Origin of the sequence: Citrobacter europaeus (assembly GCA_020099315.1) — a bacterium.
GTDB lineage: Bacteria > Pseudomonadota > Gammaproteobacteria > Enterobacterales > Enterobacteriaceae > Citrobacter > Citrobacter europaeus.
The window spans coordinates 4,023,070-4,038,970 of the sequence record CP083650.1 but is presented as its reverse complement, the minus strand read 5'-3'; the positions used below and the strand labels follow the sequence as shown (position 1 = coordinate 4,038,970).

The 15,901-nt window shown below is 53.3% G+C and carries 13 protein-coding genes; 9 read left to right on the top strand and 4 right to left on the bottom strand.

Features of this window, described 5'->3' with window-relative positions:
* Positions 1-81 precede the first annotated feature (81 nt).
* The 5 genes from LA337_18880 (at position 82) to araE (ending at position 6,236) form a co-directional block, all read left to right on the top strand.
* Complete coding sequence (locus LA337_18880; GenBank protein ID UBI15208.1) at positions 82-966, top strand: LysR family transcriptional regulator; 885 nt, start codon at positions 82-84, stop codon at positions 964-966.
* 102 nt (positions 967-1,068) lie between these two features.
* Positions 1,069-2,247 carry an acetyl-CoA C-acetyltransferase gene (locus LA337_18875; GenBank protein ID UBI15207.1) on the top strand — a complete coding sequence of 393 codons (1,179 nt, stop codon included), beginning with the start codon at positions 1,069-1,071 and terminating at the stop codon, positions 2,245-2,247.
* Between the two features lie 599 nt (positions 2,248-2,846).
* Positions 2,847-3,683 carry a 5-dehydro-4-deoxy-D-glucuronate isomerase gene (gene kduI, locus LA337_18870; protein ID UBI15206.1) on the top strand — a complete coding sequence of 279 codons (837 nt, stop codon included), beginning with the start codon at positions 2,847-2,849 and terminating at the stop codon, positions 3,681-3,683.
* A 56-nt stretch (positions 3,684-3,739) separates the two neighbouring features.
* Entirely contained in the window at positions 3,740-4,501 is a 762-nt protein-coding gene (gene kduD, locus LA337_18865) for a 2-dehydro-3-deoxy-D-gluconate 5-dehydrogenase KduD (protein ID UBI15205.1), read from the top strand.
* Positions 4,502-4,817: 316 nt separating this feature from the next.
* Entirely contained in the window at positions 4,818-6,236 is a 1,419-nt protein-coding gene (araE, locus tag LA337_18860) for an arabinose-proton symporter AraE (GenBank protein ID UBI18513.1), read from the top strand.
* Between the two features lie 106 nt (positions 6,237-6,342).
* Here the strand turns inward: araE and LA337_18855 are convergent, their stop codons facing one another.
* Positions 6,343-6,669: a cupin domain-containing protein gene (locus LA337_18855; GenBank protein ID UBI15204.1), complete on the bottom strand. Its 327-nt coding sequence runs from the start codon at positions 6,667-6,669 to the stop codon at positions 6,343-6,345.
* Positions 6,670-6,810: 141 nt separating this feature from the next.
* Here LA337_18855 and LA337_18850 point away from each other — a divergent pair, with 141 nt between their 5' ends.
* The gene (locus LA337_18850; GenBank protein ID UBI18512.1) at positions 6,811-7,518 is read left to right on the top strand and encodes an aspartate/glutamate racemase; all 708 of its coding nucleotides are present in this window, start codon (positions 6,811-6,813) and stop codon (positions 7,516-7,518) included.
* On the opposite strand, the gene LA337_18845 is transcribed toward LA337_18850, so the two are convergent.
* Complete coding sequence (locus tag LA337_18845; protein UBI15203.1) at positions 7,490-8,425, bottom strand: LysR family transcriptional regulator; 936 nt, start codon at positions 8,423-8,425, stop codon at positions 7,490-7,492. The two genes, LA337_18850 and LA337_18845, sit on opposite strands and share 29 nt — an antisense overlap.
* 118 nt (positions 8,426-8,543) lie before the next feature.
* On the opposite strand from LA337_18845, the gene lysA reads away from it, so the two are divergent.
* Positions 8,544-9,800, top strand: coding sequence for a diaminopimelate decarboxylase (gene lysA / locus LA337_18840; protein UBI15202.1), 1,257 nt, complete (start codon positions 8,544-8,546; stop codon positions 9,798-9,800).
* Positions 9,801-9,887: 87 nt separating this feature from the next.
* Here the strand turns inward: lysA and LA337_18835 are convergent, their stop codons facing one another.
* Positions 9,888-10,898 carry a LacI family DNA-binding transcriptional regulator gene (locus tag LA337_18835; GenBank protein UBI15201.1) on the bottom strand — a complete coding sequence of 337 codons (1,011 nt, stop codon included), beginning with the start codon at positions 10,896-10,898 and terminating at the stop codon, positions 9,888-9,890.
* Positions 10,899-10,911: 13 nt separating this feature from the next.
* Positions 10,912-11,940 carry an HTH-type transcriptional regulator GalR gene (galR, locus tag LA337_18830; protein UBI15200.1) on the bottom strand — a complete coding sequence of 343 codons (1,029 nt, stop codon included), beginning with the start codon at positions 11,938-11,940 and terminating at the stop codon, positions 10,912-10,914.
* Between the two features lie 597 nt (positions 11,941-12,537).
* Here galR and aas point away from each other — a divergent pair.
* Both aas and lplT read left to right on the top strand, forming a co-directional pair.
* Entirely contained in the window at positions 12,538-14,697 is a 2,160-nt protein-coding gene (gene aas, locus LA337_18825; protein ID UBI15199.1) for a bifunctional acyl-ACP--phospholipid O-acyltransferase/long-chain-fatty-acid--ACP ligase, read from the top strand.
* Entirely contained in the window at positions 14,690-15,883 is a 1,194-nt protein-coding gene (lplT, locus tag LA337_18820; GenBank protein ID UBI15198.1) for a lysophospholipid transporter LplT, read from the top strand. Before aas ends, lplT begins: the two co-directional genes overlap by 8 nt.
* Positions 15,884-15,901: the final 18 nt, after the last annotated feature.

Here is a 15,901-nt window from a genome sequence, read left to right as displayed (position 1 = left end):
GCCCGGATAACGGAATGGTGGCAATTTTATCGTTTTATGTGATATCTAAAAGATAGTATCCATCGATAAAGTAGATAGTTCATGCGTTACTCTCCTGAAGCGTTAACGGCATTTGTGGAGACCGTGTCCTGCGGCTCATTTTCTGCGGCGGCCCGGCGGCTGCGCAAAAGCCAGTCCACCATCAGTACGGCCATTGCGCATCTGGAAGCCGATCTTGGTTTTGCGCTCTTTGACCGCTCATCCCGCCAGCCAACGCTGACTGAAGAAGGTAAGCGGGTGCTGGGCTATGTGCAGGCCATTTTGACGGCCAGCGAACGTCTCGATGAGGCGGCGATCTCGCTGTCGGGTGAGACGGAAGCGCGTCTGACTTTCGTGCTTTCGGACACGCTACACCCGGATGTGCTGGAAGAGTTGATGGTGCAGTTTGACCGCAAGTTTCCCCATACCGAGTTTGAATGTCTGATTGGCGAAGATGAAGACGTGATCGATCTGCTGCAAAAAGGACGTGCTCAGGTGGGGTTGATCGAAGCGCGCGAGGATTACCCGACCGACATGGGCGTTACGCGTCTGCCGATGCAAACCTGGATGGGATTATACGTCGCGGCGTCGCATCCGCTGGCGGCTCATGAAAAACTGCAGTGGGAACAGCTACATACCTGGCGCGAGTTGCGTCTGAATACCTATCTGGAAAACGGCACCAACGTGGCGCGTGGCCCCGTCTGGTCGGCGCCTAACTATTTGTTGCTGCTGAGTATGGCGGTGCAGGGATTCGGCTGGTGCGCGCTCCCTTGTGCGCTGGTGGAGGAGTTTGCGGCAGAAAAACCGCTGGTTCAATTGAATCTGCCCGGTTGGCCAAAGGCTATCTCTATCGATCTGTTGTGGAATAAAAAATCCCCCCCTGGCGTGGCGGGAAGTTGGCTGCGCGACCATTTACAGCAGAGTGGCGTTCAGATGACCAATAAATGATACGAATTTCCTTTGTGATAAAAATCACCGTTTTTAAACAACCTTGATAACTCTTTTTAACAATCATCTACTATTGCGGTGTTATTTTGCGCTGAGGTGGTGATGAAAGAGGTTGTGATAGTCGGGGCGTTACGGACACCGATTGGCTGCTTCCAGGGGACGCTGGCGCGCCACTCTGCCGTTGAATTAGGTAGCATGGTGGTCAGGGCGTTACTGGAACGCACTGGCGTGGATGTTCACGCCGTGGATGAAGTGATCCTCGGACAGGTACTTACCGCAGGCGCCGGGCAGAATCCGGCGCGTCAATCCGCCATCAATGGTGGGCTACCCAATACCGTTTCCGCCATCACCATTAACGATGTCTGCGGCTCGGGTCTGAAAGCGCTGCATCTGGCGACCCAGGCTATCCAGTGCGGCGAAGCCGACATTGTGATTGCGGGCGGGCAAGAAAATATGAGCCGTGCGCCGCATGTTCTTACCGATAGCCGCACCGGTGCACAGTTGGGAAACAGTCAACTGGTCGACAGCCTGGTGCATGACGGACTGTGGGACGCTTTCAACGATTACCATATGGGCGTTACTGCGGAAAACCTGGCGCGGGAATACGGCATCAGCCGTGAATTACAGGATGCCTACGCGCTGCACTCACAGCACAAGGCACGGATGGCAATCGATGCCGGACGTTTTAAAGATGAAATCGTGCCGGTGGTAACGCAGCGTAATGGGCAATCTTTCGTGGTGGATACCGACGAGCAGCCGCGCACCGATGCCAGCGCCGAAGGGCTGGCGCGTCTGGATCCTACCTTTGACCGGCTCGGTTCGGTCACCGCGGGTAACGCTTCATCCATCAACGATGGCGCCGCCGCGGTGATGATGATGAGCGAAGCCAAAGCGCAGGAGCTGAATTTACCGGTGCTGGCCCGCATTCGCGCCTTTGCCAGCGTCGGGGTTGATCCCGCACTGATGGGGATTGCGCCAGTGTATGCGACGCGCCGCTGTCTTGAGCGTGTGGGCTGGCAACTGGCTGATGTTGATCTTATTGAAGCTAACGAGGCGTTCGCCGCGCAAGCATTATCCGTTGGGAAAATGCTGGAGTGGGATGAACGGCGGGTAAATGTGAACGGCGGAGCCATTGCTCTCGGCCATCCGATTGGCGCATCTGGCTGCCGAATTCTGGTTTCACTGGTACATGAAATGGTGAAGCGTCGGGCGCACAAAGGACTGGCAACGCTGTGTATTGGCGGCGGTCAGGGGGTGGCGCTCGCTATCGAACGAGACTAATCCCCGTCATACTTCAAGCTGCATGTGCGTTGGCTTTACTCGCTCACCCCAGTCACGTACTTATGTACGCTCCGGGGAATTCGCTGCGTCGCCGCCTTCCTGCAACTCGAATTATTTAGGGTATATATTTTTCTTCTCGAACAGTTTTCTGCCGTGTTATCTCTTCCTCTATAAAAAAGCCCTCCAACAGGAGGGCAAGGCCAGTTACAGAAACATACACTCTAAACCCTGCCAACATATCAAAACGTTGTTTCATTTCATGTGATTGACTGCGCACTTTGTTTGAAAAGGTGTGCAAACATCGTATGAGCCCGACTGTATTTTCAGTGTCTTATCCCTACCACTAATGAACTACTTTTTTGTGTATTTATCTATCTAATTGTTTTAAATAATTTTATTTGAAATGTTCTCGCGAATTATATGCGCTAGCGTGATCGCAATTACACTTTTGACAATAAGATGCAGAAAAAGTGAAACATCGTTTTAGTTGTAATTGAAAACCCATTCCGGGAGGGATATCATGAGCGCATAAGATAAAACGGAACAGCGTTTTGCTATTCGTTTAAGCATTCACGGTCAATTTATCACTGGAGGTAAATGTGGACGTAAGACAAAGCATCCATAGTGCGCATGCGAAAACCCTGGACACTCAGGGGCTGCGTAATGAGTTTTTGGTCGAAGAAGTGTTTGTCGCAGATGAATACACCATGGTCTACAGCCACATCGATCGCATCATTGTTGGCGGCATTATGCCAGTGGCCAAAACCGTCTCTGTGGGTGGCGAAGTCGGCAAACAGCTGGGCGTAACCTATTTCCTCGAGCGTCGTGAGCTGGGTGTGATCAACATCGGCGGCCCTGGCACGATTACCGTTGACGGCCAGTGCTATGAAATTGGCCATCGCGATGCGCTGTACGTCGGGAAAGGGGCAAAAGAAGTGGTATTCGCCAGCATCGACACGGCGAAACCGGCGAAGTTTTACTACAACTGCGCGCCGGCACACACGACTTACCCAACCAAAAAAGTCACGCCAGCAGACGTTGCGCCAGTGACGCTGGGCGATAACCTCACCAGTAACCGTCGTACCATCAACAAATACTTTGTGCCGGATGTGCTGGAAACCTGCCAGTTGAGCATGGGCCTGACGGAACTGGCGCCGGGTAACCTGTGGAATACCATGCCGTGTCATACCCATGAACGTCGTATGGAAGTCTACTTCTACTTCAATATGGAAGAAGATACCTGCGTCTTCCACATGATGGGTCAGCCTCAGGAAACGCGTCATATTGTGATGCACAACGAACAGGCGGTGATTTCTCCGAGCTGGTCAATTCACTCCGGTGTCGGCACAAAAGCTTATACGTTCATTTGGGGCATGGTCGGCGAAAACCAGGTCTTTGATGATATGGACCATGTTGCAGTCAAAGATCTGCGCTAATCGCGGGCGACAGCCGTGCCTGCTGCGGCAGGCAATATAAAAATTAAGGATTTACAATGATTTTGAATGCATTCTCTCTTGAAGGAAAAGTCGCCGTTGTGACCGGTTGTGACACCGGCCTGGGTCAGGGTATGGCGTTGGGTCTGGCTGAAGCAGGTTGCGATATCGTCGGTATCAACATTGTTGAACCGACGGAAACCATCGAACGCGTGACCGCACTGGGCCGCCGTTTTTTAAGTCTGACCGCCGACCTGCGTCAAATCGACGGCATTCCGGCGCTGCTTGAGCGTGCAGTGGCGGAATTTGGTCATATCGACATTCTGGTCAACAATGCGGGTCTTATTCGTCGTGACGATGCGATCGACTTCAGCGAAAAAGACTGGGATGACGTGATGAACCTGAACATTAAGAGCGTGTTCTTTATGTCTCAGGCCGCGGCGAAACACTTTATCGCTCAGGGTAACGGCGGCAAAATTATCAATATCGCCTCTATGCTGTCCTTCCAGGGCGGGATCCGTGTGCCGTCTTACACCGCGTCTAAAAGCGGCGTAATGGGCGTCACCCGTCTGATGGCGAACGAATGGGCAAAACATAACATCAACGTCAACGCAATTGCGCCGGGGTATATGGCGACGAACAACACTCAACAACTGCGTGCTGATGAGCAGCGTAGCGCAGAAATCCTCGATCGTATCCCGGCGGGTCGTTGGGGGCTGCCGAGCGACCTGATGGGGCCTGTCGTGTTCCTGGCGTCCAGCGCATCTGACTATATCAACGGCTATACCGTTGCGGTTGATGGCGGCTGGCTGGCACGTTAATTCGCTTTCCTGAACCGTCAAACCCTGCCCTCTGGCAGGGTTTTTTTTACATTTGGATCATTAAAATCCATATTGTGGTTATAAATTATTCCATATTTATTTCCATATATATGGATTCTTGATTTTTAATATTCATTAATATCAATAGATTAAATTTAATTGAGTGATTGTCATTAAATTTTAAAATTGGAATATCCATCACATAACGATGTGGTGTAGCTATTTAATCCATGTTTTTGCCGTTTCCCGCCTGACGCTTCCTGTAAGGGATCCCTTACTTTCAATGACATGGTTACTCTGTATCTGGCAGGAAAAAATGGTCTCAATAAATAATGATGCTGCTTTAGCGCCGCGCACTGCGCGCGATACGCGACGTATGAATATGTTTGTATCTATCTCTGCGGCTGTCGCAGGGTTGTTATTCGGCCTGGATATTGGCGTGATAGCCGGCGCGTTGCCTTTTATCACCGATCATTTTGTCCTGACCAGCCGTCTGCAGGAGTGGGTGGTGAGCAGCATGATGCTGGGTGCGGCAATGGGTGCGCTGTTTAACGGTTGGCTGTCATTCCGCCTGGGACGTAAATACAGTCTGATGGCGGGCGCGATCCTTTTCGTCGTCGGATCTCTGGGGTCGGCCTTCGCCTCCAGCGTAGAAATGCTCATTTTTGCCCGCGTGGTGCTGGGCGTTGCGGTGGGGATCGCGTCTTACACCGCACCGCTCTATCTCTCCGAAATGGCCAGTGAGAACGTGCGTGGCAAAATGATCAGTATGTATCAACTGATGGTAACGCTGGGTATCGTACTGGCCTTTTTGTCCGATACGGCATTCAGCTACAGCGGTAACTGGCGCGCTATGCTGGGCGTGCTGGCGCTCCCGGCGGTGTTACTGATCATCCTGGTTGTTTTCCTGCCCAACAGCCCGCGCTGGCTGGCGGAAAAAGGTCGCCACATCGAAGCCGAAGAAGTACTGCGTATGCTGCGCGATACGTCAGAAAAGGCCCGCGATGAGCTGAACGAAATCCGTGAAAGTCTGAAGCTGAAGCAGGGCGGTTGGGCGCTGTTTAAAATTAACCGCAACGTGCGTCGCGCGGTTTTCCTCGGGATGTTGCTGCAGGCGATGCAACAATTTACCGGGATGAACATCATCATGTATTACGCGCCGCGAATTTTTAAAATGGCGGGCTTTACCACCACAGAGCAGCAAATGATTGCCACGCTGGTGGTCGGCTTAACGTTTATGTTTGCCACCTTTATCGCCGTTTTCACGGTCGACAAAGCAGGACGTAAACCGGCGCTGAAAATTGGTTTCAGCGTGATGGCCCTCGGGACGCTGGTGCTTGGTTATTGCCTGATGCAGTTTGATAACGGCACGGCTTCCAATGGACTATCCTGGCTGTCAGTTGGCATGACGATGATGTGTATTGCAGGCTATGCGATGAGCGCCGCGCCGGTGGTGTGGATCCTGTGTTCGGAAATTCAGCCGCTGAAATGCCGCGATTTTGGTATTACCTGCTCCACAACCACCAACTGGGTATCGAACATGATTATTGGCGCAACGTTCCTGACGCTGCTCGACAGCATTGGCGCAGCCGGTACGTTCTGGCTTTATACCGCGCTGAACGTCGCGTTTATCGGGATTACCTTCTGGCTTGTTCCTGAAACCAAAAATGTCACGCTGGAGCATATCGAACGCAAGCTGATGGCGGGTGAGAAGTTAAGAGATATTGGGGTGTAAGCCAGACATTCGTGTCGGATGGCGGCTCAGCCTTATCCGGCCTAGGAGTGGTGTCTCGTCCAGGCCGGGAAAGCGTTAACGCGACCCGGCTTTTTTATTTAGCACTTTACCCGTGCAGAAAATCTTCGCGTATGGGCGTAAAGGTATCCAGCAACGTTCCCGGTTTTAAACAAACGCAGCCATGCATAATGTTCGGCTGTTTATACAGGGTATCGCCTGCCCTGACGACATGCTTTTCTTCGCCGATGGTAAATTCAAACTCACCGGACAACACGTAAGTCAGCTGCTCATGCGGATGATTGTGCATCGGGCCTATCGCGCCTTGCTCGAAGTTCACCTCAACCGCCATCATTTTACCGTCGTGAGCGAGAATGCGCCGGGTAACGCCATTGCCCAGATCGTCAAGCGTGGTCTCTTTATGAAAAATAAACATCCGGCCTTCCTGTTGTTAATTAAAACGATGTTTCATTAAACCTATATCAGAAAATTAAAAAAAGAAATGCACGCCAACAGATGTGGAAAGTTGATCACATCTTTGGTTCACTGGAGAGACAATAACGAGTCAGGGGAAATGATGAAAACGATCGGTCTGTTAGGCGGTATGAGCTGGGAATCCACTATTCCTTATTATCGGCTCATTAATGAAGGGGTAAAACAGCATCTGGGTGGTCTGCATTCGGCACAGATTCTGTTGCACAGCGTAGATTTTCACGAGATTGAAGTTTGTCAGTCAAGCGGTGACTGGCAGCGGGCCGGGGAGATCCTCGCGCAGGCCGCCACAGGGCTTCAGCAAGCTGGAGCGCAAGGGATTGTGCTGTGTACAAATACCATGCACAAAGTTGCTGAGGCGATTGAAAGCGCCTGTGATGTGCCGTTCCTGCATATTGCCGACGCAACGGGTCGGGCTATACAAAAGCAGCAGATGAGCAACGTGGCGCTACTGGGTACGCGCTACACCATGGAGCAGGATTTTTATCGTGGGCGTTTACAGACTGAATTTGGCATTAGCACGCTTATTCCTGAAGCTGATGACCGCCAGAAAATAAACCAGATTATTTTCGACGAGCTGTGCCTCGGTGAGTTCAGCGAAGCCTCTCGCGACTATTACCTGAGCGTGATTGACCAGTTGGCTAAACAGGGGGCGCAAGGGGTTATCTTTGGCTGTACCGAGATTGGTCTGCTGGTTCCGGCAGAGCTAAGCCCACTACCTGTTTTCGACACTGCGGCAATCCATGCGCAAGATGCGGTGGCATTTATGCTTTCGACTGTGGATGCAAAATAGCCTCCAGCGGTTCGATAAGTCTCGGCAGATGGGCTTGCAGATGTGCAGTAAAAGCATCAACCAGCGCCGAGGCGGGGCGATGAAGCGGGTGAATCAGACTGACCGTGAACGGCACCGAAATACTGAAGCGGCGGATAACGACTCCGCTGCTGGCGTAATCCAGCGCGGTCAGCGGGTTTACCACCGAGATCCCAACGCCCGCCCGCACCATCGCACAAATTGAAGCGGCGCTATGGGTTTCAATCACCATGCGGCGCTTCACCTGATGTTCATTAAACAGGGTGTCCAGTAGCTGACGGTAACTGTCGGTTCGTGACAGGCTGATGTAGTTCTCTCCCTGAAAATCCTGCGGTGTTAATACCGCTTTGCGGGTCAGCGGATGCCCTTGCGGCAGTACGCACACCTCATCCAGCGCCAGCAATTCAGTGCGTTTCGTTCCGGCAGGTGTATGCAGCGTTTCCGTTAACCCCAGATCGTGGCGCTGTGCCGACAGCCACTCTTCCAGCAGCGGTGACTCCTGCGGCACTATCTGAATATTGACCTGCGGATAACGCGCGAGAAATGGCTGCAGCAGCGGCGGTAAAAAAGACTGTGAGAATACTGGCAGGCAGACGATCGACAGTTCGCCTTGACGGAATTCGCGCAGGCTTTCGGCGGCGCTCACTATTCTGTCCAGGCCATACCACGAACGTTGCACCTCTTCAAATAAACGTAATCCCTGTACCGTTGGATGCAAGCGCCCACGGCTGCGCTCAAACAGCTTTAGCCCCAGAACTTGCTCGAAGCGCGCTAACTCGCGGCTGACGGTAGGCTGTGAGGTATTGAGCATCCTCGCGGCTTCCGTCAGGTTTCCCGCCGTCATCACAGCGTGAAAGATTTCAATGTGACGCAGGTTAACGGCGGGCATGGGCAATCCTCGAATGAACCAATCCATATCATTTTTGCATAGACTCACGATAAAACGATATTTTTTATTCTTTTCGGGTTGTGGCGTAATCATAAAAAAGCCAATACAGGAGCACACCATGCCACGTCCACTCAACAACACAGACACTGACCTGACCGCCGACAACCTGCTGCGCTTGCCTGCCGAATTCGGCTGCCCGGTGTGGGTCTATGATGCGCAGATTATTCGCGCCCAGATTGCTAAGCTGAGTCAGTTTGACGTGGTGCGTTTTGCTCAGAAGGCATGTTCGAATATTCATATTTTGCGTCTGATGCGCGAGCAGGGCGTGAAGGTTGATTCCGTCTCGCTTGGCGAAATTGAACGTGCGCTGGCGGCAGGCTTTGTACCTGGGAAAGATGAGATAGTCTTTACCGCCGATATGATTGATGAAGCGACGCTCGCGCGGGTGCATGAATTGAGCATTCCGGTAAATGCCGGGTCGGTGGATATGCTGGAACAACTGGGTCAGGTCTCGCCGGGCCATCGCGTGTGGCTGCGCGTAAACCCTGGCTTTGGGCATGGGCACAGTCAGAAAACAAATACCGGCGGTGAAAACAGCAAACATGGTATCTGGTACAGCGATCTACCGGCGGCGCTGGAAGTGATCCAGCGCTATAAGTTAAAGCTGGTGGGGATTCATATGCACATTGGCTCCGGCGTAGACTACGGCCATCTGGAGCAGGTGTGCGGCGCAATGGTGCGCCAGGTGGTTGAATTTGGTCAGGATCTGGAGGCGATCTCCGCGGGCGGCGGTTTATCAATCCCGTATCGTGAAGGGGAAGAGGCGATCGACACCGATCATTACTTCGGCCTGTGGAATGCCGCGCGTGAGCAGATCGCTAAACACCTGGGCCACCCGGTCGCACTTGAGATAGAGCCTGGTCGTTTTCTGGTCGCAGAAGCTGGCGTGTTAGTGGCGCAGGTGCGCAGCGTAAAAGAGATGGGCAGCCGTCACTTTGTGCTGATCGACGCGGGATTCAACGATCTGATGCGCCCGGCGATGTATGGCAGCTATCACCATATCTCCGCGCTGGCGGGTGATGGCCGCTCGCTGGAAAACGCGCAGCAGATTGAAACCGTGGTGGCGGGGCCGCTGTGTGAATCCGGCGACGTGTTTACCCAGCAGGAAGGTGGGAATGTAGAAACCCGTCTGTTGCCTGCGGTGGTGTCGGGAGATTATCTGGTCTTGCATGATACCGGGGCGTACGGCGCGTCAATGTCGTCAAATTACAATAGCCGCCCGCTGCTGCCGGAGGTCTTGTTTGATAAAGGCGTGGCGCGACTGATTCGCCGTCGCCAGACCATTGATGAGCTACTGGCGCTGGAGTTAATCTGAATATAGCGTTGTGAAACGCCGGATGGAGCTACGCTTATCCGGCCTACGAAATTAACTGGCCGGATAAGGCGCTTGCGCCATCCGGCACTATTCGTAATACGGCCCCGTTGTCACCGATTCACGCAACACCAGTTTACCGGTAAACGGCGGGATCGGCTCTACGCTCTCGCCGTTAGCCAGCCGGATAGCCTGGTCGATTGCCGTGGTTATCATGGTATCAATCGGCAGATAAACGGTAGACAGCCCCGGCTCCAGCCATTTGGCGCTGGGCGCATCATCAAAACCAAATAATGAGACGTCCGCTGGGATCCTTAGTCCGGCCTGATGTAACGCTTTTGATGCGCCTAATGCCATGTCATCGTTACAGGCGAACAGAGCGCTGAATTTCACCCCTTCCTCCAGCAGTTCACGACAGGCTTCATAGCCTCGCGTCATCGTGGAGTCGCCGTATTTGACCTTGTCAGGATCCCAGGGAATACCGTTTTTTTCCAACGCCTTACGATATCCCATCAGGCGGGATTTACCGGTAGGCGTATGGCCAGGCACGGTGATACAAGCAATATCGCTGTGTCCCTGAGAGATCAGATAATTGACCGCCTGATATGCTGCATCTTCTTGTTCAAAGAAAATGGCGCGATCGCGGGCCTGACTGACATCACGGTTGATGACCAACAGGGGCATAGCAATGCTGTTCATCAGCGACATTATCGCCTTTTCACTCATATAGCGGGTATAGAGAATAATGGCGTCGCACTGCCTGTCGGCCAGCATTTGTACGGCTTCCTGTTCACGCTCCGGCGTGTCGTGCCCGTCGGTGACGATCAACTGTTTGCCGTGAGACTCCGTCTGGCGCGAGGCCTGTTGCAGCAGGCGGCCGAAGTAGAATCCATCAAATGTCGAAACGACCAGACCAATGCTGTTGCTGGTGCGGTTTGCTAAAGAGCGCGCTAAAAAATTGGGTCGATAATCAAGTGCCTGCATGGCCTTAAACACTTTCTGGCGCGTGCTCTCTTTTACCTGACCCGTGCCATTCAGTACGCGCGAAACGGTCGCTTTTGAGACACCTGCGTGCCGTGAAACGTCCAACATCGTAGTCATAACGCTATCCTGGTTAATCGTTTGATGATGAATTCCCTGGCTCCGTCAGCGTCGAAACGGAATGGCGACGCACCAGAGTTGGGTTAAAAACGTGGGTAATTTCAGGCACGGGGCGCTTCTCCGCCAGCGCGAGTGCCAGTTCGGCGGCCTGGGTTGCCATCGTCACGATGGGATAGCGTACCGTGGTCAGACGTGGGCGCACGTAGCGGGAAACCAGCACATCATCAAAGCCAATCAGCGAGATTTCTCCCGGCACATCAATGCCGTTATCATTCAATACGCCCATGGCGCCAGCCGCCATTGAGTCGTTATAGCAGGCTACCGCAGTGAAGTTTTTACCACGCCCAAGTAACTCGGTCATCGCCTGTTCACCGCCGCTTTCATCCGGTTCGCCGAAGGTCACCAGTCGATCGCTGACCGGTATGTTGCTCTCATTCAGCGCGTCGTAATAACCTTGCAGACGATCTTCCGCATCCGAAATCGTGTGATTGGAGCACAGATAGCCAATGCGCGTATGGCCTTGTTGAATGAGGTGTCGGGTAGCGAGCCACGCGCCGAAACGGTCATCGAGGGCAACGCAGCGCTGTTCGAATCCCGGTAGAATTCGGTTAATCAAGACCATGCCGGGGATTTGCTTCATTAACGAAGCCAGTTCGGCATCCGGGATTATTTTGGCATGGACAACAAGCGCCGCGCAGCGATGACGAATGAGCTGTTCAATCGCCTGACGTTCCTTCTGTTCATTATGGTAGCCGTTGCCAATCAGCAAAAAATTCCCGGTGTTATAGGCCACCTGCTCGACAGCTTTAACCATTGCCCCAAAGAATGGATCGGACACATCACCGACCACCAGGCCGATGGTTTCTGTGGATTGTTGCGCCAGCGCACGCGCGTTGGCATTGGGGTGGTAGCTGAGTGATTCCATTGCACTCGTTACGGCCAGACGCGATGCTTCGCTGGCTTTGGGGGAATCATTGATCACTCGAGAAACGGTGGCGACTGAAACACCAGCTAGTCGGGCTACATCCTTTATGGTCGCCATGATAGTACCTGTTGTGGGTAAACGCTTACATTCCGTCAGTGTTACGGAAAATGGCTGGCTGTTCAAGCAGATTGCCCGTCAGGACGTCGCAAATGTGAGCGCGCACGAGCGAAGTAAGACAGAAAATAGAAAATGCTAATTTTTGCTTACACTTTGCGATGTGCTGTTGCGATTGTTCGCTGGTGGGAGAACTGAGCGGATTGCTAGAGTTGGGATCCCAGAGGTATTGATAGGTGAAATCAACTTTCGGGTTGATCACTAGAATTACACCAGCCTGCGCAGATGCGCAGGTTTTTTTTTATCTTCAGCCTATCTGTAACAGTAACCGATAATTTACACAACTCGTTGCATTTGGGTTCATTCCTTTGCGTTTTCGCGCTGGCGTATCTGGTGTCTGACGACCACAATCAAGATCCCAGAGGTATTGATTGGTGAGATTATTCGGTACGCACTTCGTACCTGTCTCTTGCACCGACCTGCGCGGATGCGCAGGTTTTTTTTCGGATTGTATTTACCAGTTACCTGTCGCGCCTGTTCCCCAACTCGTATACTCTCCCACCATTAATGTTTATGTAATTAATGGCACAGGGAGTTGAGATGCTATTTGGCTTTTTTCGTAATCTGTTTCGCGTGCTTTTCCGCGTTCGCGTCACGGGCGATGTTAACGCGCTACAGGGAGAACGCGTTCTAATCACTCCCAACCATGTCTCATTTATAGACGGCATCCTGCTGGCGCTATTTTTACCAATTCGTCCCGTCTTCGCCGTTTACACCTCGATCAGCCAGCAATGGTATATGCGCTGGCTAACCCCGCTGATTGATTTCGTGCCGTTAGACCCAACCAAACCAATGTCGATTAAACATCTGGTTCGTCTGGTCGAGCAGGGGCGTCCGGTGGTTATTTTCCCGGAAGGACGTATTTCTACCACCGGTTCGTTAATGAAAATTTATGACGGCGCGGGGTTTGTCGCCGCTAAGTCGGGGGCGACGGTCGTTCCTGTCCGCATTGAGGGCGCAGAGCTTTCCCGCTTTAGCCGCCTGAAAGGTCGGGTGAAACAGCGATTCTTCCCGCGTATCCAACTGCATATTCTGCCGCCGACCCACATGCCGATGCCGGAAGCGCCGCGTGCCCGCGATCGCCGCAAAATTGCTGGTGAAATGCTGCATCAAATTATGATGGAAGCGCGCATGGCGGTGCGTCCGCGTGAAACGCTATACGAGTCGCTGCTGGCGGCAAAATACCGTTTTGGCGCAGGCAAAAACTGCATTGAAGATATCAACTTTACCCCGGACAGCTACCGCAAGCTGCTCACGAAGACGCTCTTTGTGGCCCGTATTTTGGAAAAATACAGTGTCGAAGGTGAAAAAATTGGCCTGATGCTGCCAAACGCGGGCATCAGCGCCGCGGTCATTTTTGGCGCCATTGCGCGTCGACGCATTCCGGCCATGATGAACTACACCGCGGGCGTGAAAGGGTTAACCAGCGCCATTACTGCCTCCGAAATCAAAACGATCTTCACATCCAGACAGTTTCTCGAAAAAGGCAAACTCTGGCATTTACCAGAACAGCTCACCCAGGTGCGCTGGGTTTATCTGGAGGACTTAAAAGCTGATGTGACATTTAGCGATAAGCTGTGGATTTTCTCACATCTGCTGGCACCGCATCTGGCGCAAGTTAAGCAGCAGCCGGAAGAAGCCGCGGTGATCCTCTTTACCTCCGGTTCGGAAGGCCATCCGAAAGGCGTGGTCCATAGCCACAAGAGCATTCTGGCGAACGTTGAGCAGATTAAAACGATTGCCGATTTCACCGCTGATGACCGCTTTATGTCGGCGCTGCCGCTGTTCCACTCCTTTGGCCTGACGGTGGGATTATTCACGCCGCTGCTGACTGGCGCAGAAGTGTTCCTTTATCCCAGCCCGCTGCATTACCGCATTGTGCCAGAGCTGGTATATGACCGGAACTGCACCGTGTTGTTTGGTACGTCTACGTTCCTTGGCAACTACGCGCGTTTCGCGCATCCGTACGATTTCCACCGCCTGCGCTATGTGGTGGCGGGCGCGGAAAAACTGCAGGACAGCACAAAGCAGATGTGGCAGGAGAAATTTGGCCTGCGCGTCCTTGAAGGCTATGGCGTGACGGAATGTGCGCCGGTGGTGTCGATCAACGTACCAATGGCGGCAAAACCGGGAACGGTAGGGCGCATCTTGCCTGGCATGGATGCCCGACTGTTAGCCGTTCCGGGTATTGAGGACGGTGGGCGTTTACAGCTGAAAGGCCCTAATATTATGAGCGGCTATTTACGCGTTGAAAAACCCGGTGTGCTGGAAGTGCCGACGGCAGAGAATGCGCAAGGTGAGATTGAGCGCGGCTGGTATGACACCGGCGACATCGTTCGCTTTGATGAAAACGGCTTTGTACAGATTCAGGGGCGCGCCAAGCGTTTCGCTAAAATTGCCGGAGAGATGGTGTCTCTGGAAATGGTTGAGCAACTGGCGTTGGCGGTATCTGCAGACAAAATGCACGCCACGGCGATCAAGAGTGATGCCAGCAAAGGTGAGGCGCTGGTGCTGTTTACTACCGACAGCGAGCTCACGCGTGAAAAACTACAACAATATGCGCGGGCGCACGGCGTACCTGAACTTGCCGTACCGCGTGATATTCGCCACCTGAAGCAACTCCCATTACTCGGCAGCGGTAAGCCGGATTTTGTTACGCTGAAAAGCTGGGTCGATGAGCCGGAAAAACAACATGAGTGAGTCAGTGCACACTAACACTTCAATCTGGTCCAAAGGGATGATGTCCGTTATCGCCGCGCAGTTTCTGTCGGCGTTTGGCGATAACGCGCTGCTGTTCGCCACGCTGGCGCTGCTGAAGGAACAATTTTATCCGGACTGGAGCCAGCCAATCCTGCAAATGGTGTTTGTGGGCGCTTACATCCTGTTTGCGCCGTTTGTTGGACAGGTGGCGGATAGCTTTGCCAAAGGCAGAGTGATGATGTTTGCGAACGCCCTGAAACTGTTGGGTGCGGCGAGTATTTGCTTCGGCATTAATCCCTTTCTCGGGTATACGCTGGTGGGGATCGGCGCGGCGGCGTATTCACCGGCCAAGTATGGCATTCTCGGTGAACTGACTACCGGTGACAAACTGGTGAAGGCCAACGGTCTGATGGAAGCCTCCACCATTGCCGCGATTTTACTCGGTTCTGTCGCCGGCGGCGTTCTGGCCGACTGGCACGTGATTGCCGCGCTTTCTGCCTGTGCGCTGGCCTATGCTGGCGCCGTGGTGGCTAACATGTATATCCCGAAGCTGGCCGCGGCTCGCCCTGGCCAGTCCTGGCACTTGGGGAAAATGATGCGCAGTTTCTTCTGTGCCGCCTCTTCGCTATGGCGCAACGGTGAAACACGTTTCTCGTTGGTCGGAACCAGCCTTTTTTGGGGCGCGGGCGTTACGCTGCGTTTTCTGCTGGTGCTGTGGGTCCCGGTGGCGCTTGGTATCACCGATAACGCCACGCCGACCTATCTCAATGCCATGGTAGCGATTGGGATTGTGGTAGGCGCGGGTGCGGCAGCGAAGCTGGTGACGCTGGAAACCGTGTCGCGCTGTATGCCGGCGGGGATCCTGATTGGCATTGTGGTGCTGATTTTCTCTCTTCAACATTCGCTGCTTCCGGCCTACGCGTTGCTGATGCTTATCGGCATGTCAGGGGGTTTCTTTGTGGTGCCGTTGAATGCGTTGCTGCAGGAGCGGGGCAAGAAAAGCGTCGGTGCGGGTAATGCGATAGCGGTGCAAAACCTCGGCGAAAACAGTGCGATGCTGCTGATGCTGGGTATTTACTCACTGGCGGTGCTGGTGGGGATCCCGGCAGTTGCGATTGGTATTGGATTTGGTGCGCTGTTTGCGCTGGCGATTGCGGCGCTGTGGATTTGGCAGCGCCGCCATTAGTCTGTTACGTGCTGTTGC

Excerpts from the sequence above, each read along its gene's own strand:
- galR (UBI15200.1), bottom strand. The coding sequence starts at position 11,940 with ATGGCGACCATAAAGGATGTAGCCCGACTAGCTGGTGTTTCAGTCGCC.
- LA337_18845 (UBI15203.1), bottom strand. The coding sequence starts at position 8,425 with ATGCCCGCCGTTAACCTGCGTCACATTGAAATCTTTCACGCTGTGATG.
- LA337_18850 (UBI18512.1), top strand. The coding sequence starts at position 6,811 with ATGAAAACGATCGGTCTGTTAGGCGGTATGAGCTGGGAATCCACTATT.
- LA337_18880 (UBI15208.1), top strand. The coding sequence starts at position 82 with ATGCGTTACTCTCCTGAAGCGTTAACGGCATTTGTGGAGACCGTGTCC.
- LA337_18855 (UBI15204.1), bottom strand. The coding sequence starts at position 6,669 with ATGTTTATTTTTCATAAAGAGACCACGCTTGACGATCTGGGCAATGGC.
- lplT (UBI15198.1), top strand. The coding sequence starts at position 14,690 with ATGAGTGAGTCAGTGCACACTAACACTTCAATCTGGTCCAAAGGGATG.
- araE (UBI18513.1), top strand. The coding sequence starts at position 4,818 with ATGGTCTCAATAAATAATGATGCTGCTTTAGCGCCGCGCACTGCGCGC.
- LA337_18875 (UBI15207.1), top strand. The coding sequence starts at position 1,069 with ATGAAAGAGGTTGTGATAGTCGGGGCGTTACGGACACCGATTGGCTGC.
- lysA (UBI15202.1), top strand. The coding sequence starts at position 8,544 with ATGCCACGTCCACTCAACAACACAGACACTGACCTGACCGCCGACAAC.
- aas (UBI15199.1), top strand. The coding sequence starts at position 12,538 with ATGCTATTTGGCTTTTTTCGTAATCTGTTTCGCGTGCTTTTCCGCGTT.
- kduD (UBI15205.1), top strand. The coding sequence starts at position 3,740 with ATGATTTTGAATGCATTCTCTCTTGAAGGAAAAGTCGCCGTTGTGACC.
- LA337_18835 (UBI15201.1), bottom strand. The coding sequence starts at position 10,898 with ATGACTACGATGTTGGACGTTTCACGGCACGCAGGTGTCTCAAAAGCG.